Source organism: Streptomyces sp. NPDC020747 (genome assembly GCF_044334695.1).
GTDB lineage: Bacteria > Actinomycetota > Actinomycetes > Streptomycetales > Streptomycetaceae > Streptomyces.
On record NZ_JBIRTJ010000023.1, the window covers coordinates 59,310 to 80,739 of the forward strand.

General features: G+C 71.3%; 20 protein-coding genes. 9 read left to right on the forward strand and 11 right to left on the reverse strand.

Annotated features, from left to right (window positions below; translation table 11 throughout):
* The first annotated feature begins 22 nt into the window (after positions 1 to 22).
* On the forward strand, positions 23 to 1,279 hold the full coding sequence (locus tag ACH4YP_RS43030) for a DUF1343 domain-containing protein (RefSeq protein WP_361068975.1): 1,257 nt from the start codon (positions 23 to 25) through the stop codon (positions 1,277 to 1,279).
* Positions 1,280 to 1,414: 135 nt separating this feature from the next.
* The gene (locus ACH4YP_RS43035; protein WP_398496685.1) at positions 1,415 to 2,788 is read left to right on the forward strand and encodes a serine-threonine protein kinase; all 1,374 of its coding nucleotides are present in this window, start codon (positions 1,415 to 1,417) and stop codon (positions 2,786 to 2,788) included.
* Between the two features lie 24 nt (positions 2,789 to 2,812).
* Here ACH4YP_RS43035 and ACH4YP_RS43040 read toward each other — a convergent pair whose 3' ends face one another.
* Positions 2,813 to 5,614, reverse strand: a complete 2,802-nt coding sequence (locus tag ACH4YP_RS43040) for a penicillin acylase family protein (RefSeq protein WP_398496687.1) — start codon at positions 5,612 to 5,614, stop codon at positions 2,813 to 2,815.
* 325 nt (positions 5,615 to 5,939) lie between these two features.
* Between ACH4YP_RS43040 and ACH4YP_RS43045 the strand changes: the two genes are divergently transcribed.
* Positions 5,940 to 6,548: a hypothetical protein gene (locus tag ACH4YP_RS43045; protein WP_189840104.1), complete on the forward strand. Its 609-nt coding sequence runs from the start codon at positions 5,940 to 5,942 to the stop codon at positions 6,546 to 6,548.
* Positions 6,549 to 6,593: 45 nt separating this feature from the next.
* On the opposite strand, the gene ACH4YP_RS43050 is transcribed toward ACH4YP_RS43045, so the two are convergent.
* Positions 6,594 to 7,112: a hypothetical protein gene (locus ACH4YP_RS43050; RefSeq protein ID WP_398496689.1), complete on the reverse strand. Its 519-nt coding sequence runs from the start codon at positions 7,110 to 7,112 to the stop codon at positions 6,594 to 6,596.
* Between the two features lie 55 nt (positions 7,113 to 7,167).
* On the opposite strand from ACH4YP_RS43050, the gene ACH4YP_RS43055 reads away from it, so the two are divergent.
* Positions 7,168 to 7,896 carry a 3-keto-5-aminohexanoate cleavage protein gene (locus ACH4YP_RS43055; RefSeq protein WP_398496691.1) on the forward strand — a complete coding sequence of 243 codons (729 nt, stop codon included), beginning with the start codon at positions 7,168 to 7,170 and terminating at the stop codon, positions 7,894 to 7,896.
* Positions 7,897 to 8,016: 120 nt separating this feature from the next.
* Positions 8,017 to 9,084 (forward strand): RNA ligase (ATP), encoded by a 1,068-nt coding sequence (locus tag ACH4YP_RS43060; protein ID WP_398496692.1) that lies wholly within the window; start codon positions 8,017 to 8,019, stop codon positions 9,082 to 9,084.
* A 57-nt stretch (positions 9,085 to 9,141) separates the two neighbouring features.
* On the opposite strand, the gene soxR is transcribed toward ACH4YP_RS43060, so the two are convergent.
* Positions 9,142 to 9,657: a redox-sensitive transcriptional activator SoxR gene (gene soxR, locus ACH4YP_RS43065; protein ID WP_361068994.1), complete on the reverse strand. Its 516-nt coding sequence runs from the start codon at positions 9,655 to 9,657 to the stop codon at positions 9,142 to 9,144.
* 154 nt (positions 9,658 to 9,811) lie between these two features.
* On the opposite strand from soxR, the gene ACH4YP_RS43070 reads away from it, so the two are divergent.
* On the forward strand, positions 9,812 to 10,273 hold the full coding sequence (locus ACH4YP_RS43070; protein WP_398496695.1) for a MaoC family dehydratase: 462 nt from the start codon (positions 9,812 to 9,814) through the stop codon (positions 10,271 to 10,273).
* An 84-nt stretch (positions 10,274 to 10,357) separates the two neighbouring features.
* Here the strand turns inward: ACH4YP_RS43070 and ACH4YP_RS43075 are convergent, their stop codons facing one another.
* The 3 genes from ACH4YP_RS43075 to ACH4YP_RS43085 all read right to left on the reverse strand — a co-directional run bounded on the left by ACH4YP_RS43075 (position 10,358) and on the right by ACH4YP_RS43085 (position 12,599).
* Positions 10,358 to 10,987 (reverse strand): TetR/AcrR family transcriptional regulator, encoded by a 630-nt coding sequence (locus tag ACH4YP_RS43075; protein ID WP_361069000.1) that lies wholly within the window; start codon positions 10,985 to 10,987, stop codon positions 10,358 to 10,360.
* A gap of 112 nt (positions 10,988 to 11,099) precedes the next feature.
* Entirely contained in the window at positions 11,100 to 11,387 is a 288-nt protein-coding gene (locus ACH4YP_RS43080) for a YiaA/YiaB family inner membrane protein (protein ID WP_055612233.1), read from the reverse strand.
* Between the two features lie 60 nt (positions 11,388 to 11,447).
* Positions 11,448 to 12,599, reverse strand: a complete 1,152-nt coding sequence (locus ACH4YP_RS43085) for an acyl-CoA dehydrogenase family protein (RefSeq protein ID WP_361069003.1) — start codon at positions 12,597 to 12,599, stop codon at positions 11,448 to 11,450.
* A gap of 118 nt (positions 12,600 to 12,717) precedes the next feature.
* Here ACH4YP_RS43085 and ACH4YP_RS43090 point away from each other — a divergent pair, with 118 nt between their 5' ends.
* The 3 genes from ACH4YP_RS43090 to ACH4YP_RS43100 all read left to right on the forward strand — a co-directional run bounded on the left by ACH4YP_RS43090 (position 12,718) and on the right by ACH4YP_RS43100 (position 15,277).
* Complete coding sequence (locus ACH4YP_RS43090; protein ID WP_361069006.1) at positions 12,718 to 13,356, forward strand: TetR/AcrR family transcriptional regulator; 639 nt, start codon at positions 12,718 to 12,720, stop codon at positions 13,354 to 13,356.
* Between the two features lie 64 nt (positions 13,357 to 13,420).
* Positions 13,421 to 14,155, forward strand: a complete 735-nt coding sequence (locus ACH4YP_RS43095) for an ArsR/SmtB family transcription factor (protein ID WP_398496697.1) — start codon at positions 13,421 to 13,423, stop codon at positions 14,153 to 14,155.
* 165 nt (positions 14,156 to 14,320) lie between these two features.
* Complete coding sequence (locus ACH4YP_RS43100; RefSeq protein ID WP_398496738.1) at positions 14,321 to 15,277, forward strand: DMT family transporter; 957 nt, start codon at positions 14,321 to 14,323, stop codon at positions 15,275 to 15,277.
* Positions 15,278 to 15,467: 190 nt separating this feature from the next.
* Here the strand turns inward: ACH4YP_RS43100 and ACH4YP_RS43105 are convergent, their stop codons facing one another.
* The 5 genes from ACH4YP_RS43105 to ACH4YP_RS43125 form a co-directional block, all read right to left on the reverse strand.
* Positions 15,468 to 16,571: a Zn-dependent alcohol dehydrogenase gene (locus tag ACH4YP_RS43105; protein ID WP_398496699.1), complete on the reverse strand. Its 1,104-nt coding sequence runs from the start codon at positions 16,569 to 16,571 to the stop codon at positions 15,468 to 15,470.
* A gap of 19 nt (positions 16,572 to 16,590) precedes the next feature.
* Positions 16,591 to 17,979, reverse strand: a complete 1,389-nt coding sequence (locus tag ACH4YP_RS43110; RefSeq protein WP_361053512.1) for an aldehyde dehydrogenase family protein — start codon at positions 17,977 to 17,979, stop codon at positions 16,591 to 16,593.
* 157 nt (positions 17,980 to 18,136) lie between these two features.
* Positions 18,137 to 18,616 carry a DUF3574 domain-containing protein gene (locus tag ACH4YP_RS43115; RefSeq protein WP_398496701.1) on the reverse strand — a complete coding sequence of 160 codons (480 nt, stop codon included), beginning with the start codon at positions 18,614 to 18,616 and terminating at the stop codon, positions 18,137 to 18,139.
* A gap of 20 nt (positions 18,617 to 18,636) precedes the next feature.
* Complete coding sequence (locus tag ACH4YP_RS43120; protein ID WP_398496703.1) at positions 18,637 to 19,977, reverse strand: ABC transporter ATP-binding protein; 1,341 nt, start codon at positions 19,975 to 19,977, stop codon at positions 18,637 to 18,639.
* Positions 19,978 to 20,177: 200 nt separating this feature from the next.
* On the reverse strand, positions 20,178 to 21,413 hold the full coding sequence (locus tag ACH4YP_RS43125; RefSeq protein ID WP_398496705.1) for an MFS transporter: 1,236 nt from the start codon (positions 21,411 to 21,413) through the stop codon (positions 20,178 to 20,180).
* Positions 21,414 to 21,430: the final 17 nt, after the last annotated feature.

A 21,430-nucleotide genomic window follows, 5' to 3' on the forward strand; every position in this document is an offset into this window, starting at 1 on the left:
CCGCAATCACGGAGGTCACCACATGCGCCGCCTGTCCAGACGGAGTCTCCTCGCCGCCACGACCGCCGCGGCGGCGTTCTCGGCGAACCCGCCCACCACGGCGGCGGCCGTCCAGGAACCGAAGGGCGCCCGCCGCCTGCGGACCGGCTTCGAGCGTCTCGCCGCGGACGGCTACACCGTCCTCGACGGCGAACGCGTAGGGATCGTCACCAACCCGACCGGCATCACCCGGGACGTCCGCCACATCGTCGACGTCATGCACGCGGACGACCGCGTGAACCTGGTGGCCGTCTTCGGCCCCGAGCACGGCTTCCGCGGCACCGCCCAGGCCGGCGGCTCCGAGGGCCGCTACGACGACCCGGCGACCGGCCTCCCCGTCTACGACACGTATCTCAAGAGCGGGCAGCCGCTGGCCGACATCTTCACGGCCTCCGGCGTGGACACCGTCGTCTTCGACATCCAGGACGCGGGCGCCCGCTTCTACACGTACATCTGGACGCTGTACGACTGCATGGAGGCGGCCCGGCTCGCCGGGAAGCGTTTCGTGGTGCTCGACCGGCCGAACCCGGTGACCGGCCGGAGTGCCCAAGGGCCCGTGCTGCACAAGGAGTTCGCGACCTTCGTGGGCCGGGAGCCGATCGCGCAGGCGCACGGGATGACGGTGGCGGAGCTGGCGCGGCTGTTCAACAAGGAGTTCCTCGCGGCGCCGGTGCCGCTGGACACCGTGCTGATGTCGGGCTGGAGGCGGTCGGACTTCTACGACGCCTCCGGCCTGCCCTGGGTGCCGCCGAGCCCCAACATGCCGACGCCGGACACCGCGCTCGTGTACTCGGGGACGTGTCTCTTCGAGGGGACGAACCTGTCGGAGGGGCGCGGCACGACCCGGCCGTTCGAGCTGCTCGGCGCGGAAGGGATCGACCGGCGGTGGGCCGCCGAGGTCGGCCGACTCGGGCTGCCCGGTGTGCACTTCAGGGAGGCGTACTTCGCGCCCACCTTCTCGAAGTTCCAGGGGAAGACCGTCGGGGGCGTACAGCTCCATGTCCACGACCGGGCCGCGTACGACCCCGTACGCACCGGGGTCGCGCTGCTGGTGACCGCCAAGAAGGTGTGGAGCGGCTTCGGTTGGCGCTCCGACAACTGGATCGACAAGCTGACGGGCTCGACGCAGGTCCGCACGATGATCGACGCGGGCGCGGGTGCCGACGAGGTCGTGGCGGCCTGGCAGGGTGAGCTGGCGGCCTTCCGCCGGATGCGCGGGAAGTACCTCCTCTATCGCTGATATCGCCAATATCCCCGGTATCGCTGAGAAATGAGTTCGGTCCCGCCGGACCCCACGTGGCGTATGGCCAACTCCCCTCCCCGGCGGGACGATGCCCCTGTATGAGCGGGTTGCGGGGGCCGAAGGGGGCTCGTCATGACGGAGCCGGAAGTGGGTGTGACTCCCTACTGGGAGCTGACGTTCGACGCGGACGGGGATGTGAACGCCAAGCAGCGCGACCGGCTGCTGAAGGAGGCGCCGGAGCGGGGCGTCAAGGATCTGATCGTGTTCGCGCACGGCTGGAACAGCGACCGGTCGGGGGCGACACGGCTCTACAGCCGGTTCTTCGAACCGTTCCCCGGGCTCGCGCCGAACGCCCGGCTCGGGTTCGTGGGCGTGGTGTGGCCGTCGATGCGGTTCTCGGACGAGCCGATCCCCGACTTCGAGCGGACGGTGACGGCGGCGACCGTGGGTCCGGCTCTGGACGAGGGCACCCGCGGCGGCCTGCTGGAGGTCTTCCCAGGCCGGGCCACCCTGGTCGACCAGATCGCCCGGATGCTCGACCAACAGCCGGACGACGAAGCCGCGTTGGAGGAGTTCGGGCGGCTCGTACGGCTGCTCGTCGAGCTGCGTCCCGAGGCGCCGGGGACGGTGTTCGCCGCGGACACCGTGGCGGAGGCCGGGCCGCAGTGCGACCCGGAGATGCTCCTCGGGGACACGGCTCGACTGTGCCGGGAGTTCGCGCGGGCGCTGGCGGAGGACCGGGCCGGCGCCGACGGCGAGCTCGCGGTCGGCGTCGGGGCCGGCACAGGGACAGGGGTCCGGACCGAGGGGGTCCAGGCCTCGTTCGGGCTTCCCCGGGTCTGGGACGGCGCGCATGAACTGCTGCGGCAGGCAACGTACTTCGCCATGAAGCGGCGCGCGGGCACGGTCGGTGAGCGCGGTCTTGGCCCGCTGGTCGGGCGGCTCTCGCAGGTGGCGCCCGGGCTGCGGGTGCATCTCGTGGGGCACAGCTTCGGCGGGCGCCTGGTGTCGTTCGCGCTGCGTGGGCTGCCCAAGGGCGTACGGAACGTGAAGTCGGTGACTCTGCTCCAAGCGGCCTTCTCCCACTACGCGTTCGCGGCGCGGCTGCCGCACGACGCGCGGGGCAAGGGCGTCCTGCACGGTCAACAGGACCGTGTCGACGGCCCGTTGGTCTGCTGCTTCTCCCGCTTCGACTCGGCGCTCGGGACGGTCTACCCGATGGCCTCCCGGATGGCGGGCGACAGCGACTCCGCCGTCGACCTGCGGCTGCCGCGTCTACTGGGCGGCAAGTGGGGGGCGTTGGGGTTCGACGGGGTGCAGGCGGTGGCGGGTACGAAGGCGTTCGAGCTCGCCGACGCACTGCGGGCGAAGCTGCCCGTGTCGGGGTGCGTGAACATCGACGCGTCCGCGGTGGTGAAGCGCGGCGGAGCCCCGTCAGGGGCCCACAGCGACATCTGTCACCGGGAGTTGGCGCAGGTGGTGCTGGCGGCGGGCCGTATCCGGTGACCCGCCGCCCGCTGGTGCCTGTCGTCACCGGTGTGAGGCGAACTCCACGACCTGCTGGTACGTCGGCCGGTTCTGCCAGCTGATCTTGTTGTGCTTGATGCCGCCCAGCGTGCGCTGGTTGACCGAGTCGGCGCACCACTGGTCGCCGGCCGAGCAGAGGTCGTCGCCCGGGTAGACCTGGGCGGCGGTCTTGGCGGCGCCCTCCTTGAGGGTGTTGATCAGGATGGTCCGGCAGGCAGCGAGGCTGCCGCCGCCGCAGTAGGGCTTGGCTAGTCCGCCCTCCACGGTCTCGCCGAGCACCGCCCGGATGTCCTTGTGGACGTAGCTCCACCAGCCGTACTGGAAGGAGCTTCCGGCGTGCGAGCCGGTGGGCCCGTGTCCTGCCGACGGGGCCTCGTCCACGGGGAGGTTGGCGGTCATGGCGGTGTAGAGGTCGCTGCCGAGGCCGGGTTCGAACTCGGCCTTCACCAGCAGCGGCCACCAGGCGTCCAGGATGCGGATCGCCTCGGCGTTGGCGTACGCCTTCGAACCGGCCGAGGTCTCCTTGCGTTTGGCGCCGGCCGTCACCCAGTCGGACAGTTTCGTCACGGCCGCCGCGGCGGCCGAGTCGGTGACCGGCGAACTGTTGACCACCTTCAGCAGCTTGGGCAGTACGTCCTCGGCGCGCAGGTCGGCCAGCGCCGCGTCGGCCATCGCCCTGGTAAGCGACGCCCTTGTCACCCCGCCCGCGGTGACCAGTTTCTTCACCCGGTCCTCCAGGAGGTTGCCGCGGTGGACGGAGCCGTTGCCCCAGGGAGCCGTGGTGTAGTCCTTGGCCTGTTTGTTGTTCCAGGAGATGTAGTAGTCCTGGTCGATGGAGTTGGGGTGCGCGGACGCCGGGGTGTAGTCGGCGGTGTTGGTCGTCGGCGTCCAGTTCTTCCACTCGTACGCGGGCCGCGCCCAGACCGGGAACTCGGCGTCGACACCGTTGGCGCGGACCGGGTTGTCGCCGCTGTTGTAGTAGGCGGTGTGCTGCGAGTCGGCGTAGAACCAGTTGAAGGTGTAGTTGATGTGCTGCACCGCCGACTGGAAGGTCTGGGGGCTCTTCACGTAGTCGGGGTCGTTGAGCATCTGGAAGCCGATGATCGAGTCGGCCTCGTGCATGTAGGAGGAGCGCAGGGTGGTGTACGCGACCCGTTTGCCGTCGACCGTGGCGCGGTGCGTCACCGGGCCGTACTTGGTGCGCCAGACCTGCATGCGGTACGAGCCGGCCGCGGTGCCGTCGGCGGTGGTGGGCTTCCAGGCGTTGGTCTGCTCGATCTTCTCCATGGCCGTGCAGGTGCCGCGGTAGAGGTAGTGGGTGTCGTCCTGGCACAGCTCGACGGCGTAGGTGTCGATGATGTCCTGGCCGGAGGTCGTGGCGCTCCACGCGTAGTCCTGGCCGCGGCCGAGTTCGACGTACATGCTCAGGCCCGCGAAGGAGGCGCCGCGGGCGCTGAGGCCGGGGCCCTGGATCTCCTGGAGCATCAGCAGCTGTGGCGCGAAGTAGCCGGTCTGCGGTCCGAAGACGGCGATCGGGTTGCCGCTCGCGGTGTGCTCGCCGCTCACCACGAGGGCGTTGGACATGCCGCGCTTCGCCGAGCTGAGGGCGCTCGACGTCGCCGCGGCGGACGTGCCGGTGGCCGTGGTGGTGGCCGCGCTGCCCGTGCGGTCGTAAACCAGGGGCTCCTCGGCCACCGAGCCCGCGGCGGGCAGGGCCTCGCCCTGGGGGGCGGCCGGCTTGGTCGCGTACGGGAAGCTCTCACCGTTGTGGACGGTGAGCACGGCCTCGGGGTCGTTGCGCTCGCGGAAGGACTCCCAGACCTTGGTGCCCTCCTCCACGCCGTACTTGGACTGGGCGCCGAGGAGTGAGATGGCGTTGTTGACCTCGCCGCCGCCCCCGGAGCCGAAGAGCGCGCCGATCACCGAGGCGAGGGCGACCAGGTCGGTCTCCTTGAAGTGCTCGATGGTCCCGGCGTTGGTGATCGAGTCCTTGTGGCCGGTCAGGACGTACTCGCCGGGGAAGTAGCGACCGCTGTCGGAGGCGTCGATGTACGCGTTGATGCCGGCGAGGTAGGCCTTGACGTCGGCGAGGGCCTGCTGGCCGCGGGCGCCGTTCGTGGCGACGGCGCTGTCGATCTGGGCCTGCAGATCGGCCTCGGTGTAGGGGGCGTGGCGCCAGAACTCCTGCTCAAGGCCCTGGTTGGAGGGCGCGCCGCCGGCGAAGGGGGTCAGCTTGCCGCGTCCGACGTGCCGGAAGACGTCCATCAGCCACAGCCGGTCCTGGGCGGCCGCGTACCCGGCGCCGAACTCCGTGCCGTAACGGGTGGTGCCTGTGATGTGTGGCACACCGGTCTTCTTGTCGCGGACGATCGTGACGTCGGTGCGTCCGGCGGGCTTCATGGTCGACTCGACCTGGTCGGCGGGGACCCCGAACGAGGCGTCCCTGAAGAAGTCGTTGATCTTGGCGTCGGTGAGCCCGGAGTAGCCCGACGCGAGGTTGCCGTACGGCGCGAGCTGGTCGTCCGCGTGCGCGGGCTGGCTGCCGAAGGCCTGGTTCAGGAGGATCTCGGCGAGGGTCGCGTTGCCGTTCTGGCCCGCCGGGAGGATGTCCGAACACCGGCCGCCGCAGTAGTCGTTGGCCGCTGCCGCGGCGGTCGCTTGAGCGGGCTGCGCGGCGGTCGCTTGGGAAAGAGGTGACAAAAGACCGGCAACGAGCACGCATATGGATGCGCCCTTGAGGAACTTGGTGAATCTGCGGGGAGTTCTCTGTCTGTCGAGGATGGTGCGTGGGGTACGCCGGGGCATGGCTGGCTCCTCGCGACGGGGGTGAGCCGGACGTTACCGCCGGTATCCCCGAGTTTGAAGATGAACATGCGTCACTTTTGGCGTCGGAGAGGCCGGAGGATCCCCGACGCGCCACCGGCCGCACCGGCCGACGGCGAGAAGCAGACGACGGACGGCCGAGAACCGTCTGGCGGGCAGTCCGAAAGCGCCCGATTGGCGGCTTTATAACGGTCGCGGAAAAACAGATGGAGCCGAATCGCGTGTCGATACGTCTATTCGGCGACGTCCTTTCGACGACGCCGAAGTGACCGAAGTACAGGTGCAGGTGTGACGGAGGTGCAGGGCGATGGCCGGCTTTCGGAGTCTGGCGAGACAGGTGCGCGACCCGAGGAGCGATCTGGCACTGCGGCGCTATTCACTGCGCAAGTGCCTTGAGAGGTTCGCTCCTTACGGTCACCGGGCGACCTGGGACCATCTGTGCTCCCGGGCCGGGTTCGGCCCCGAGGACCGGTCCCCCGATCCAGCGCGGCTCGTGGCCGCACTGGACGAACTGGAGGAGGCGCGCTCCGTATGGCTCGCCTACGAGGTCGAGTTCGCACAGCGCCGCAAGAAGGAGAAGCACGACGGTCTGCGCAGCCCCGGCAGCGTGGACGACTGGCACCGGCTCACCTGGGGCGGCTTCGGGGTCGCCTGGTGCGACGACCCGCGGGTCCACCCCCATGAGCCGATGGCCGAGGTGCTGCGCCGGCTGATCGCCGCCCTGGAGCGCGAGCCGGGCACCGTCTGCCCGGTCTGCTCGGGCGAGCGCCTCACCTGGAAGTACGACCTGGCCCACGAACCGTCCACGGGCCCGGTCTGCACGGCCTGCGGGATCGTGGTCCCGCGGCCGGTTCTCACGCCCGAGGCCCTGGCAGAAGCCAGAAGAGGGCGCCTACTGGTATCCGTGGCGAGCTAGGCGTACCGGGGGTGCGCCGGCGGAACCGCACCCCCGGGCGATCGGCTACGGCGTCTTGACGTCGGTGTGGACGGCGAGCTTGAACTCGGCGAGCATCAGCGGTGTGGAGACCTTCACGTCCCCCGCGCCGCGCACGGAGATCTTCAGACCGAGCGGCGTCTCAGGGTGGACGAACATCTGCCACATGTAGGTGCGGTACTGGCCGCCGCGGGTGGGTGCGATGTCCGTCGTGGCCGTCGAGTTGTAGCCCGTCGAGAGGTTCAGCGGGTCCCGGACGTAGCGCGCCCGGTATTCGAGTCCGGCGGAGTCCGCCTCCCAGAAGACCATCGCGGACAGTACGCCCCAGCCGTCGTGGCTGGGCCAGATCAGGCCCGAGCGGGCGTCGGGGAACGTCGACGCGCTGTCGCCGCCCTTCGCCGGGTCGTGCATGTTCCAGGGGTCGTACTGCTCCTCCCCCGTGACGTACGGGAAGCGCACGAGGTGGTACCCGTCGCTGTCGTACGTGATCGTCTGCGCCCCCGTGTGCGCGGCTTCCCATTTGAGCGAGCAGATGGCCAGGCTCATCGCCTGTTCCTCCTTCGATCTCCGGTTGTCAGTGGCGCCTGGCACCATCGGGAACATGGTGCAGGTGTGTGTGAACGGGGGACGCGGGTCCGGCGACGGTGCTCTCGTTCCGTTGTCGCCGGGGGCGATGGCCGACTCCGCGGCGGAGGCCGTCGCGGCCGGGGCGTCGGACATCCATGTGCATCCCAAGTCCCCCTGTGGAGAAGACACGCTGTCGCCGAAAGCGGTTGCAGCGACGCTGGAGCACATACGTTCCCGTGTCGGCGTTCCCGTCGGCGTGACCACCGGCGCCTGGGCCGAGCCCGACGCCGCGGCCCGGGTCGCCCGCGTCCGCGAGTGGACGGTCCTGCCCGACCACGCCTCGGTCAACTGGCACGAGCCGGGGGCCGAGCGGGTCGCCGCCGCGCTCCTTGAGCGGGGCGTGGCCGTGGAGGCGGGCATCTGGTCCGGCACGGACGGGGCCGCGCGGTTCGCGGCGTCACCGCTCGGCCCCCGGGTCCTGCGCGTCCTGGCGGAGGCGACGGACCCGGATCCCGACACGGCGGAGGACTCCGCCCGGGAGCTCCTGGCCTCGCTCGGCACGGCTCACGGCCGTCCCGTCCTGCTGCACGGCGAGGAGGGCGGCACCTGGCCCGTCCTCCGGCTCGCCGGACGCCTCGGGCTCGCGACGCGGATCGGCCTGGAGGACACGCTGGTCCTGCCGGACGGACAACGGGCGGTGTCCAACGCGGAGTTGGTGGCGGAGGGGCTGGTCCAGTACGAGAGGGCGCGGCACGCCCTCTGACCACCCGGCCTCCGGTTCCGGCCAAGCACATACCAGTCCCAAAACCCTTCGCTCCACCCCTTTCCCGTACGGACAGTTGGAGGCGATGAAACCGGTCTGAGGAACCCGAGGAGTCCCACCATGTCGACGCTGCGCGTCACCGCCGAAGTGCTGACCATCCACGAGCATCCGAACGCCGACGCGCTCGAACTGGCCCAGGTGGGCCTGTACCGAGCAGTCGTCGCCAAGGGCGTGTACCGCACCGGCGAGACCGCCGTCTACATCCCCGAGCAGTCCGTGCTGCCCGAGGAGCTGATCGAGGAGCTGGGGCTTACCGGACGCCTCGCGGGGAGCAGGTCGGACCGGGTCAAGGCGGTGCGGCTGCGCGGCGAGCTGTCGCAGGGGATCGTCTGCCGGCCGAAGGCGCTGGCCGGCGTCGACCTCGCGCGGGCCGCCGCGGACGGCACGGACTTCGCGGAGCGGCTCGGCATCACCAAGTGGGTGCCGCCGATACCGCCCACGATGGACGGCGAGGTCGAGTCGGCGCCCGGTCTGCTGCCCTGGGTCGACATCGAGAACATCCAGCGCTACCCGGACATCTTCGCCCCGGGCGAGGATGTGGTCCTGACCGAGAAGCTGCACGGCTCGGCCTGCCTGCTCACGTACTTCGCCGAGGACGGCCGCGCCCAGGTCTCCTCGAAGGGCTTCGGCGCCAAGTACCTGGCCCTGACGGAGGACCCGCGCAACCTGTACTGGCGCGCGGTCCACGGCCACGATGTCGCGGCGGCCGCGGCCCGGCTCGCCGAACGGCTCGGGGCACGCCGGGTCGGCGTCTTCGGCGAGGTGTACGGAGCCGGCGTACAGGACCTCACCTACGGCGCCGACGGCCGCCGCGAGACGCTCGGGTACGCGGTGTTCGACGTGTCCGCGGAGATCGACGGCGAGGTCCGCTGGCTGGATGCGGCGGAGCTGCTCACCGGTGAACTGCCGCTCGTGCCACGGCTCTACGAGGGTCCGTACGACGTCGACCGCGTCCTGGAGTTCGCCTCCGGGCCCGAGACGGTCTCCGGGCGGGGCCTCCATCTGCGCGAGGGTGTCGTGATCAGGCCCGCCACCGAGCGGTACAGCCCGGTCACGGGCGGCCGAGCCGTCGCGAAGGCGGTCAGCCCGGCGTATCTGACCCGAAAGGGCGGCACGGAGTACGAGTGAGGCGGGGCCGGGCCCGGGGTCTCAGAAACCCCGGGCCTCAGGAGCTCAGGGGCCGCTTCAGCCGCAGCCCCTGGGCTCCTTCTCCGGCTGGTCGCGCTGCTGCCGGGCACCCGCACCCGGGCGTTCCACCATCAGGCGGGAGCCGCTCTGCCGTTCGCCGAAGACGTCGTCGGGGTTGGACAGTACGCAGGTCTCCAGCGAGAGACAGCCGCAGCCGATGCAGTCCGTGAGGTGGTCGCGCAGGCGGCCCAACTGCTTGATGCGCTCGTCGAGTTCGGACCGCCAGGCCTCCGAGAGGCGGGCCCAGTCCTCGCGCGTCGGAGTCCGCTCCTCGGGCAGCTCGGCCAGCGCGTCGCGGATCGTGGCCAGCGGGATGCCGACGCGCTGCGCGGCCCGTACGAACGCGACCCGGCGCAGCGCGTCGCGGTGGTAGCGGCGCTGGTTGCCTGTCGTGCGGCGGCTGCTGATCAGGCCCTTGGACTCGTAGAAGTGCAGGGCCGAGACGGCGGCGCCGCTGCGGGCCGACAGCTGGCCGACCGTGAGTTCGTGGATCTTCTCGGGAATCTGGGGCACCCCTCGAAGCCTACCCATGCCGTCGGCCGGGCTCACCCGGCCTCCTCGTCACGCGTCACGCCGCCGGTCCGTTGACAGAGAACCCTCGCCCTATCATGCTAAGCAGTTGCTTAGATACAGTCGCTCAGACATTGCTACGCGGGAGGCCAGGGACATGGCAGAGCCGAGGATCTTCACGTCCGTCGACGAACTGAAGGCGGCGGTGGGTGAGCAGTTGGGGTACAGCGACTGGCTGGAGGTCGACCAGAAGCGGATCGACCTGTTCGCCGAGGCGACAGGGGACCACCAGTGGATTCACGTGGACCCCGAGAAGGCCGCGGCGGGCCCCTTCGGGACGACCATCGCCCACGGGTATCTGACGTTGTCGCTGCTGCCGCTGTTCGGGCCTCAGCTGATCAAGGTCGAGGGCGTCAAGATGGGTGTGAACTACGGGACGAACAAGGTTCGCTTTCCCGCTCCGGTGCCGGTGGGGTCGCGGCTGCGTGCCACGGCGAGGATCACGGGGGTCGACGAGGTGCCTGGCGGTGTGCAGGTGTCCGTCGGGTTCACCGTGGAGCGCGAGGGGGGCGACAAGCCGGTCTGTGTGGCCGAGTCCGTGTCCCGGTACTACATCTAGACGCCGGTCGCGCGTGGGCCGCGGGGCCCGTCGTGGCTGGTCGCGCCCCGCGGCGGAGCCGTGGATCACCACAGCCCCGCGCCCCTACCGGGGCTCCGCCCCGACCATCCGCAGGACCAGGTCCGCGTACAAGGCGCCCACGTCTTCCGGCGTCCTGGCGCCGTTGACGTTGAACCAGCGGGCCACGTCGATGCACAGGGAGAGGACCGCGAGGGTGGTGCCGGGGATGTCCGGGACGTCGAAGTCGCCCGCCGCCACGCCGTCCTGGATGATGCCGCGGACCTCGGCGTCGACCTGGCGGCGCAGGGCGATGATCTCGGCCCGGGCGTCCGGGCCGAGCGAGTCCAGTTCGTACTGCACGACCCGCGCGGTGGTGCGGCCCCCGGCGTGCCAGCGGACGAACGAGCTCACGGCGTCCGCGAGCCGCTCGGCGGCACTGCCCTCGCGCCCGGCCGCCGTCCGCAGGATGTCCAGAGCCTTCTCGTGGCCGATCCTGCTGATCCGGTGGAGCAGCTCTTCCTTGGTCTTGTAGTGGATGTAGAGCGCGGCCGGGCTCATCCCCGCCCGGCCCGCGATGTCACGGGTCGTCGTCGCGTGGTACCCGCGCTCGGCGAAGGCCTCGACCGCGGCGACCAGCAGCCGCCGGGCCGCGTCCGGGGTGACCTCGGCCCACGGCGGCATCTCCGCGCCGGCCGTCTCCTCCGCCGTACTCATCGCTGGTTCGCCCCTTCCACTGGCAGAACGAACACCATACCTCCGATACTGAGCGAGCGCTTAGAATGCCCGATCAGAGGCATGGAAAACCCGCTCGGTGCTGCTCAGCACCTCACAGCTTCTCGAAGGGGTCGTGTGCGGCGAGGAGCTTCTCAAGTCTGGCCTGGTCGACCCGGCTGACGATCTGCCCGGCCTCCTGGCGGTCACGGATCACCTTGGCGAGGGTGAAGGCGGAGGTGACGAGGTAGAGGACGGCGATCCCCAGGAAGGCCCGCACCCAGGTGTCGGCCTCCAGCTTGAAGATGCCGATGGTGGTGGCGACGACGGCGACGCCGAACGATAGGACCGCCTGGCCGTAGAAGGCGGCGGTGTTCTGCTGCTTGACCGGTGTCTCACTCATGCGGACCAGAATCGGCCGACGTGGCCGCAGCCACATCCGCTCGCGTACTCAGACGCGTACTCAGAAGGCCGAAATCCCTGTCAGCGCACGGCCGATGACCAGTTTCTGGATCTGGCTGGTGCCTTCGTAGAGGGTCATCACGCGGGCGTCGCGCAGCAGCTTGCCGACCGGGTACTCGTCGATGTAGCCGTAGCCGCCGAAGACCTGGAGTGCGTTGTTGGCGGCGCGCACGGCGGCCTCCGAGGCGAAGAGCTTGGCCTTGGAGGACTCGGTGGCGAACGGCTCGCCCCGGTCGACGAGATCGGCGACCCGCCAGGTGAGCAGCCGGGCCGCGTCGACGTCCACGGCGATGTCGCTGAGCAGTTCCTGGACGAGCTGGTGGTGGGCGATGGTCTTCCCGAACTGCTCGCGCTCGGTCGCGTACGTCACGGCGGCGTCCAGCGCGGCCTGGGCTATGCCGACGCAGCCGGCCGCGACGGACATCCGGCCCTTGGCCAGCGCGGACATGGCGACGGAGAAACCCTTGCCCTCGGGGCCGAGCATCGTCGAGGCGGGCACGCGGACGTCGTCGAGGACCAGTTCGGCGGTGGCCTGGCCGCGCAGCCCGAGCTTGCCGTGGACGGTGCGGCGGGTCAGGCCGGGGGTGTCGGCGGGTACGAGGAACGCGGAGACGCCCTTGTGGCCGGCGGCGTCGGTCGAGCGGGCGAAGAGCAGCACGACGTCGGCCCAGGTGCCGTTGGTGATGAACATCTTGCTGCCGTTGATCACGTAGTCGCCACCGTCGCGGACCGCCCTGGTCGTGAGGTTGCCCGCATCGGAGCCGGTGCCCGGTTCGGTGAGGCCGAAGCAGCCGACGTACGCGCCCGAGGTGAGCCCCGGCAGCCACTGCCGCTTCTGCTCCTCGCTCCCCCAGGACGCGATGGTCTTGGCGACCAGGCCGAGGGTGACGGAGACGATGCCGCGGACCGATGAGTCGCCCCGGCCCAGTTCCTCCGTCACCAGGCAGTACGTGAGGTGGTCACCGCCGGATCCGCCGTACTCCTCGTCGATGGTGAGGCCCAGGAAGCCGATGTCACCGAGCTTCTTCACGATCGAGCGGTCGACCTCCTCCGCCCGGTCCCAGGCGACGACGTGCGGGGCGATCTCCCGGTCGACGAAGTCCCTGGCGAGCCGTCGGACGGCGGTCTGCTCCTCGCTGAGCCCCAGGTACATGACGAGTACTCCCCCTCGAAGGCCACGTGACGGCCGCGACACGACTGCTGCAACATCGACTGCTGCAGCATTAAATTAGCACTGCTAGTTTCTGGTTCGCGGCCCTACTATGTGCGCCATGGCCAGACCGCGCAAGCCCCTCCTCAGCACCGACCGGATCGTCGGGGCGGCCCGGACGCTGGTGGACGCCGAGGGCCTGGCCGCCGTCTCGACGCGCCGGCTCGCGGCCGAACTGGGGGTGAGCGGTCCGTCCCTCTACAACCACTTCCGGACCAAGGACCAGATCCTGGAGGCGGTCGCGGACTCGGTCAGCGCGCAGGTCGACCTGTCGATGTTCGAGGACGGGCGCGACTGGCGCACCGCGCTCCACGACTGGGCCCTCTCCTACCGGGCCGCCCTGCGCGACCACCCGAACATCGTCCCGGTCCTGGCCCGCGGCCCCGGCCGCCGCCCGGCCGGACTGCGGCTCGCCGACGCCGTCTTCGGTGCGATGGTCGAGGCGGGGTGGCCCCCGGCGCAGGCCACGTCCATCGGCGCGCTGATGCGGTACTTCGTGACGGGCTCCGCGCTGGGATCGTTCGCCGGGGGCTTCGTGGACGACGAGAACGCGTACGACCCCGCCGACTATCCGCATCTCGGGCAGGCCCATCTCCTCGCCGAACAGCAGGAGAAGATCGACGAACGGGCCTTCGAGACGGGCCTCAGGGCGTTGCTGGACGGGCTGGCGCTGCAGTATGAGGGGCTGCGCGGGGTGTGAGCGCTCCGCGCCGGTGCCCCATCGTTCGGCGCTCGCCGAAGTGTGCGTCGCGCATGCTGGATGCATGACCTCCTCACGTACGGGCCGTACGAGCAGTGCGCGCGCCGAGGCCGCCGGGCTCGCCGCCCTCGCCTCCCTGGTCGCCGACGAGACGCGCGCCGGGTTCCTGCTGGCCCTGCTCGACGGGCGGGCGTGGACCGCCGGGGAGCTGGCCCGGCACGCGGGGGTCGCCGCGTCGACGGCCAGCGAACACCTGGGCAAGCTCGTCGCGGGCGGGCTGCTCGCCGAGGAACGGCAGGGACGGCACCGGTACGTATGGCTGGCCGACGCCAGGGTCGCCCAGCTCGTCGAGGACCTCACCGCCCAGGTCGCGCCGGCGGCCGCCGTCCGGCCGCGCACCCTGCGTGAGGCCGGCGCGGGCAGCGCGATGGCCCGGGGCCGCACCTGCTACGACCACCTGGCCGGCCGCCTCGGCATCGCCGTCACCGACGCGCTGACCGGCCTCGGACTGCTCCGGCAGGACACGGGGTTCGCGCTCACCGACGAAGGAGTGCGCTGGTTCGACGGCCTCGGCGTCCCCCTCGTACACACCGGGCGGCGCCCGCTCGCCCGGGCCTGCCTGGACTGGACGGAACGCCGTCCCCATCTCGCCGGCGTCGCGGGAGCCGCGCTGTGCCGGCACGCCCTGGACGCCGGCTGGTGCGTACGCATCGGCTCGGAGCGAGCCGTGAAGGTCACGGCCGAGGGCGAACGAGCGCTCGCGGAGCTGCTGGGAATCCAGTCGGAGACGCTGCGCTGACCGCCCCTTCGAGGGGCGCGGGGCCGTATCGACGTGCGGCTCCGCCGCGTGGGCGCGACCAGCCCCCACCGGCCCGCAGACAGACGACGGTATCCGGCGGAGCTCGACGCCCGGTCCAAAAACCGCGAGCCCTTTCCCGTCACCCCACCTAGCCTCTGGATCGTGATGAAGTCTCTCCATTCCCTCCCCCGTACGGAACTGCTCGCGGCCGGAGCCGCGACGGTCACCGTGCTGTTGTGGGCCTCCGCGTTCGTGTCCATCCGGAGTGCGGGCGAGGCGTACGCGCCCGGCGCGCTGGCACTGGGCCGGCTCCTCTCCGGGGTGCTCGTCCTCGGCGTGATCTGTCTGATACGCCGGGAGGGGCTGCCCCCGCGCGCCGCCTGGCCGGGGATCGTGGTGTCCGGGCTGCTCTGGTTCGGGCTCTACATGGTGGTGCTCAACTGGGGCGAACAGAAGGTCGACGCGGGCACCGCCGCCCTCGTGGTGAACGTCGGCCCGCTGATCATGGCCCTGCTCGCGGGGTGGTTGCTCAAGGAGGGGCTGCCGCCACGACTGCTCGCCGGAATGGCCGTGTCGTTCGCGGGAGCGGCGGTCGTCGGCCTGTCGATGTCGGGCGAGGGCAGCGCCTCCGTGCTCGGCGTGCTGCTCTGTCTGCTCGCCGCGGTGGCGTACGCGGGAGGTGTGGTCGCCCAGAAGCCGGCCCTGCGGCACGGTTCCGCGCTCCAGGTGACGACGTTCGGCTGTGCGATCGGTGCGGTGGCCTGTCTGCCGTTCGCGGGGCAGCTGGTGTCCGACGCCGCCGACGCCCCGCTGTCCGCGACCCTCAACATGCTGTACCTGGGCGTCTTCCCGACCGCCCTCGCGTTCACCACCTGGGCGTTCGCGCTGGCCCGTACGACGGCCGGGAAGATGGGTGCCACGACGTACGCGGTGCCCGCGCTGGTGGTGCTGATGTCCTGGGTGGCGCTCGACGAGGTGCCGGGCTGGATCACCCTCGTCGGCGGGCTGGTGTGTCTGGCGGGGGTGGCGGTTTCGCGGTCGCGCCCGCGAACGACCGCCGTGGCGGCGGACGTTGCGCCTGCCGGTGCCGCCGGGGCGGCCACCGCGCACGAGCAGGCCTAGGCGGGCCCCGGGTGCGTTTTCTTCTCGCCCCCGCCGCCCCTACCCATTCCCGTCCCTTTCGGGGGCCCGCCCCCGAACCCCCGCTCCACAAAACCCCGAGGGGGGGTAATTAAAGGTGGGGGGTGGTGGGGGGAGACCCCCAGGCCGGCGCGGGTAGGGGCGGCGGGGGCGAGGAAAGGCCTCTGGTGGGCTAGAAGACCACCAGCGCCCGGCCGCCCTTCCCCGCCAGCATGTTGTCGAAGGCCGACGGGATGTCCTCCAGGGTGATCCGTTCGGTCACCAGGGAGCCCAGGTCCAGGCGCCCCGCGAGGACGTGGTCGGCGAGGAGCGGCAGGTCCCGGGCCGGATCCGAGTTGCCGTAGACGCAGCCGGAGAGCGTGCGGCCCCAGTGGAAGAGTTCGAGGGCGTTGAAGGAGACCTGCTGGTCCTTGCCGCCGATGCCGACGACCGTCGTACGGCCGCCTCGGCGGGTCGACTCCCAGGCCGTACGGATCGTGACGGCCCGGCCCACGCATTCCACCGCCACATCGACCCCCTGCTTGCCCGTGAGCCCCCGGATCTCCCGCGCGGTGGTGTCGGACGCGACGACGTACTCCGTCGCCCCGGCCGCCCGCGCCAGGGACTCCTTCTCCGGCGACACATCCACGGCCACGATCGTCGAGGCGCCCGCGATCCGCGCGGCCTGGATCGCGGCGAGACCGACCCCGCCCACCCCGAACACGGCCACGGTCTCCCCGGACCGGACCCGCGCCGAGTAGTGGACGGCCCCGTACCCGGTGAGCACGGCGCAGCCGAGCAGCGCCGCTTCCGTCAGCGGAATCCCGGCGGGCGCCGGCAGCACGCAGGCACCCGCCACCACCGTCTCCTCGGCGAACGCGGCGACGTTCAGGCCGGGATACAGCTCGGCCCCGTCGGAGGAGCGCCGCGCGTACACCTCCCCCGCCCCGGCCAGCGCGTTGGCGCACAGCCACACCTCGCCCAGCGAGCAGGCGTGACAACTGCCGCAGGAGGGAGCCCAGTTGAGGACCACACCGTCCCCGGGCGCCACGTGTGCGACCCCGGGTCCGACGGAGACGACGGTCCCCGCCCCCTCGTGGCCGAGCACGGCGGGCACCGGCACCCGCATGGTGCCGTCGGACAGGGAGAGGTCGGAGTGGCAGACCCCGGCGGCGGCGAGCCGCACCCTCACCTGCCCGGGACCCGGCCGCTCCGGCAACTCGATCTCGGTGATCTCCAGTGGAGCACCGACGGCGGGCAGGACCGCGGCGCGAACCGTGTGCGTCGCACGAGCCATGTCGTACACCCCTCCTGAACTAGAACTGCAGGGACTTGGTCTGGAGGTACTCGGACAGGCCGTGCGAGCCCAGCTCCCGGCCGACCCCCGACTGCTTGTAACCGCCGAAGGGGGCGAGGGGGTTGAAGCGTCCGCCGTTGATGTCCACCTGTCCGGTGTCGAGTTGCCGCGCGAAGGCCACGGCCTCCGTCACCTCGCCGGCCCACACGGCCCCCGCCAGCCCGTACACCGTGCCGTTGGCGATCCGCAGCGCGTCGGCCTCGTCCTCGTACCGCAGGATGGAGAGGACCGGGCCGAAGATCTCCTCCTGGGCGATCGTCATGTCGGGGGTCACGTCCGCGAAGACGGTCGGGCTGACGAAGTAGCCCTGTTCGCGCGGGGCTTCGGGACCGCCGGCCACCAGTCGCGCTCCCTCGGCGACGCCCTTCTCGATGTAACTCCGCACGCGCTGTTGCTGTTTGGCGTTGACGACGGGTCCAATGCGTTCGCCGTACTTCGCGGCGGCCTCCGCGGCCAGCGAGACCGCCTCGTCGTACTGCGAGTCGTGGACCAGCATGCGGGTCCAGGCGCTGCACGTCTGGCCGGAGTTGGACATCACGTTGGCCACGCCGACGTTGACCGCCTTGGCGAGGTCGGCGCTCGGCAGGATGACGTTGGCGGACTTGCCGCCGAGTTCCAGGGCGACCCGCTTGACGGCCGCGCCCGCGGTCGCGCCGATCTGCCTGCCGACGGCCGTCGAGCCGGTGAAGGAGACCAGGTCCACGCCCTCGTGCCCGGCGAGCGCCTGGCCCGCGACCGGGCCGAGTCCGGTGACGAGGTTGAAGACCCCGGCCGGAAGGCCCGCTTCGTGGACCGCCTCCGCGAAGAGCTGCGCGGTCAGCGGGGTGTCCTCGGCGGGCTTCAGCACGACCGTGCAGCCGGCCGCGAGGGCCGGGGCGACCTTGGCGACGACCTGGTGCAGCGGGTAGTTCCAGGGGGTGATCGCGCCGACCACGCCGACCGGTTCCAGATGGACGGTCGAGTTGCCGACCTTCTCCTCGAAGGCGTACGAGGCGGCCAGCTCGGCGTACGAACCGGCGACCGCGATGGGCGCTCCGACGTGCACGGCCTGCGAGAGCTTGAGCGGTGAGCCGAGTTCGGCGGTCACCGTCTCGGCGATCTCGTCCTTGCGGGCGACGAGGACGTCCCGGAGTGCGGCGATCCGCGCGGCCCGCTCGGCGGGCGGTGTGGCCGCCCAGGCCGGCAGGGCTCCGCGCGCGGCTCGTACGGCGGCGTCCACGTCGTCGGCGGTACCGGCCGGGACGTGGGCGATGAGCTGCTCGTCGGCCGGGTTCACGACGGCGATCGTGTCCGTCCCGGCGGCCGGGCGCCACTCGCCGTCGATGTACATGCCGTCGTGTGCCTTCATGCGTTCCTCCCGGGAGGGGCGTCGTCTCCGCCGCCCAACCTAGCCGTCGTCCGAGACCCCAAACTAGCGGTGTTAGTTTTTGGGCACCAGAGGCACCAGGGACACCGGAGGCAGCAGGGGCAGCAGGACGAGCACAGGGCCCACCGGGAGGAACACCTCAGAAGTCCGCGCGCGTCGGTTCGTCCAGCCGGGCCACGGCTTCCTGGCCGAACTCCTTCTCGTACGCGTCCCGGATCCCCTCGATCCCGGGATCGGCGGCCTTCGCCCGCCCCACGGGATACAGCAGGATCAGCTCGTACGACCGCTCGCGCTCGATGACGCCGTTCCTGTCGCGCCACTGCCCGCGGCCGTCCTGCACGGTGAGCCCGTCCGGGAAGGCGGGGGTGACCTGCCGGTCGACGAAGTCCATGAAGTGCCCGTCGGTGACGGCCGGGCCTCCGTCGGGGCGCTCGGTGCCGAAGAAGAGACGGGTCTCGACGTACGCCGCACCCCTGGCCGTCGGGACTGTCGGGGCTGTCGAAGTCGTCGGCCGGGTCCCGGCGTCGGTGAGGGTGGCGTATGCGGCCGGGGCGCCGGCGAAGAGGAGGGCGGAGGCCGTCGCGACGGCGAGGCGGGTACGCGTGGTGTTCATGATCATGAACGCATACCTAGCGGGCCTCAGTCCTCCAGGTCGGGCAGGCGCGCCGGAGCCGGGGAGATCCGTACGCCTTCGTGGTCGAAGACGAACAGATGGGCGAGGTCCACGAGGAGGGGGACCTGCATGCCGTGGTGGAGTTCGTGGTCGGGTGTCGTACGGACGATGAGGTCGCCGGGCAACCGGCCCTCGGGGGGCGGCAGTTCGGTCCGGTCCGGGTCGGCGGCGTCCTCCAGGACCACGACGGGTCCGGCCCGCAGTGCGCCCGCCCGGTCCCGCAGGCGGCCCAGGACGCGCCCCACGGGACGGCGGCGCCGCGGTGGCCGGGGCACGGGGCGCGGTGCCTCCAGGTCGGGTACGACGGCGGGCTGCGAGCCGGTGTTGAAGTGGACGAGGACCTCGTGCCCCTGGAACTCCACGTGCTCGACGAGCCCGCTGATCGCCACCTCGCCGGGCCGGGCCTCCCCCGGCTTGGCGATGCGTACGGCCTCGGAGCGCAGGCCCACGATGACCTCGTGACCCTGGTGCACCCGGAGCAACCGGTGGTCCAGGCACAGGGGTTCGGGCAGGACGAGGGCCTGGCGGCCGAGGCCGATCGACATGGCTCCGTCGAGCGGGGCGAGGACGACGCCTCGCAGGAGGCTGATGCGCGGGGTGCCGACGAAGGCGGCGACGAAGACGTTCTCGGGCAGCGCGTAGACCGAGCGCGGGGTGCCGACCTGCTGGAGGACACCGCCGCGCAGGACCGCGACCCGGTCGCCGAGGGACATCGCCTCCGCCTGGTCGTGGGTGACGTACACCGTGGTGACGCCCAACCCCCTGGTGAGGCGGGCGATTTCGGCGCGCAGCCGGTTGCGGAGCTTGGCGTCCAGGTTGGCCAGCGGCTCGTCCATCAGGAACGCGGAGGGGTGCCGTGCGATCGCCCGGCCCATCGCGACGCGCTGGCGTTCGCCGCCGGAGAGCTCGTGGGGGAAGCGGTCGAGGAGTTCCTCGATGCCGAGCATCCGGGCGGTGGCGTCGACGCGTGAGCGCGGGTCCTGGCCAGGCGTCTCGATGCGCAGCGGGAAGCCGATGTTGTCGCGGCCGTTCATGGTCGGGTAGAGCGCGAAGTTCTGGAAGATCATCGCCATGTTCCGGTCCGCGGGCTCCAGATGGTTGGCGTACTCGCCGTCGAGCCGCACCTGTCCCTCGGTGGGGTCCGTGAGGCCGGCGATCATCCTCAGCACGGTCGACTTGCCGCAGCCGGACGGCCCGAGCAGCACCAGGAACTCGCCGGGTGCGACGTCGAGCGACAACCTCTCCACCACGAAGACACCGCGTGTGTAGGACTTGCTGACCTGTCGAAGGGAGATGGCGCGTGACATGGGACGTGACCCCCGGGGGCTCACAGGGCGCTGGCGCTCCGCGATCGGAGGTCTCGCGGGTCGTACGAGACCTATGGGTCACGGAAGTTAACGGACCGCGCACATCCCGGGGAAGACTTGCGGCGGAATCGGACGGATCGTGGGGAGGGCCTCCTCGTGAAACCCGGGCTTCGGCCAACTCCGGTGTGAAAGAGGCCTGTTCAGTGTCTCTCGGGCTCCGGTGCGGATGGCGTACGCCCTCTACGTTCCGTCGGCTCGGGCCCGGCGGCGCCCGTACGCCCCTGTCGCAGTCCGAGCCCTGAGGCGATCAGCAGCAGCCCTCCGAGCATGACGAACGGCGCGGCCACTCCTGCGACTCCGGCGACCAGACCCGCGGCGGCGGGCGCGGCTACCTGGCCGAGCCGGTTGCCGGTCAGGCGCAGGGCGAGGGCGGTGGAGCGGGCGTCGTCGGGGGCGGCCTGGACGACCGTGGTCATGGACAGGGGCTGGCCGACACCCAGGCAGAAGCCGAGCAGGGCGAGGATCACGGCGAGGCCCCAGACCGGCACGGGCAGCGCGATCCCGGCGCACAGGAGGGCGCCCAGCAGGCACGTCGTGGCGAGCAGCGCGGCCCGGCCGAGGAGCCGCAGCATGGGTGTCATGACCAGGCGGCAGGCTATGGTCGCCGCCGCGCGCAGGCTGAGCAGCAGGCCGATCACGGAGGGCGCGATGCCCCGGTGCTCGCCGACGACCGGCAGATACGCGGTGAGGATGTCCGTCGCGGACAGCACGGCGAGGCTGATGAAGATGCCGGCGGGTACGCCCCGGGTGCGCAGTATGCGGTGCACGGGGACCCGATCGCCGCGTCCGGTACGGGACTTGGGCCGGTCGCGGTGCTCTATGCGCCACAGCGAGACGAACGAGACCGCGGCGACGGCGCCCGCGACCAGCAGGGCGAGGGCGCTGGTGCCCGCCATGTCGGGGCCGCCGATCAGGGCGCCGGCGGCGATCGGTCCGACGAGCTGGCCGAGCGAGGCGCCGATGGTGAAGTGGCCGAAGTTGCGGTCCTGGTCGTGCGGCGCCGACTGGCGGGCCACGATCGACTGGGCGCCGATCACGAAGGAGAGGTGTCCCAGGCCCATCACTCCGCTCCAGGCAGCCATCGCGGCAAGGGAGTTCGCCGTACCGCTGAGGGCGCAGCCCCCGGCTATGAGGACGACGCCGACCGGGAGCAGCGGGGCGCACCGGCCGTGGTCGGTCCGGCGGCCGAGCGGTACGGCGGCGAAGAGTGGCAGCAGCGCGTAGACGCCCGCGATCACGCCGATCGCTCGCTCGTCGGCGCCCAACGCGAGGGCCCGGTAGGAGACGGCGGGCCGCGCCATCGACACCGCCCCCTGCGCGAAGCTGAAGGCGATGACGAGGCGGAGCAGCCAGCCGCGGTTCCCACCGGGCCTCACAGTGACACCCTCCGTTG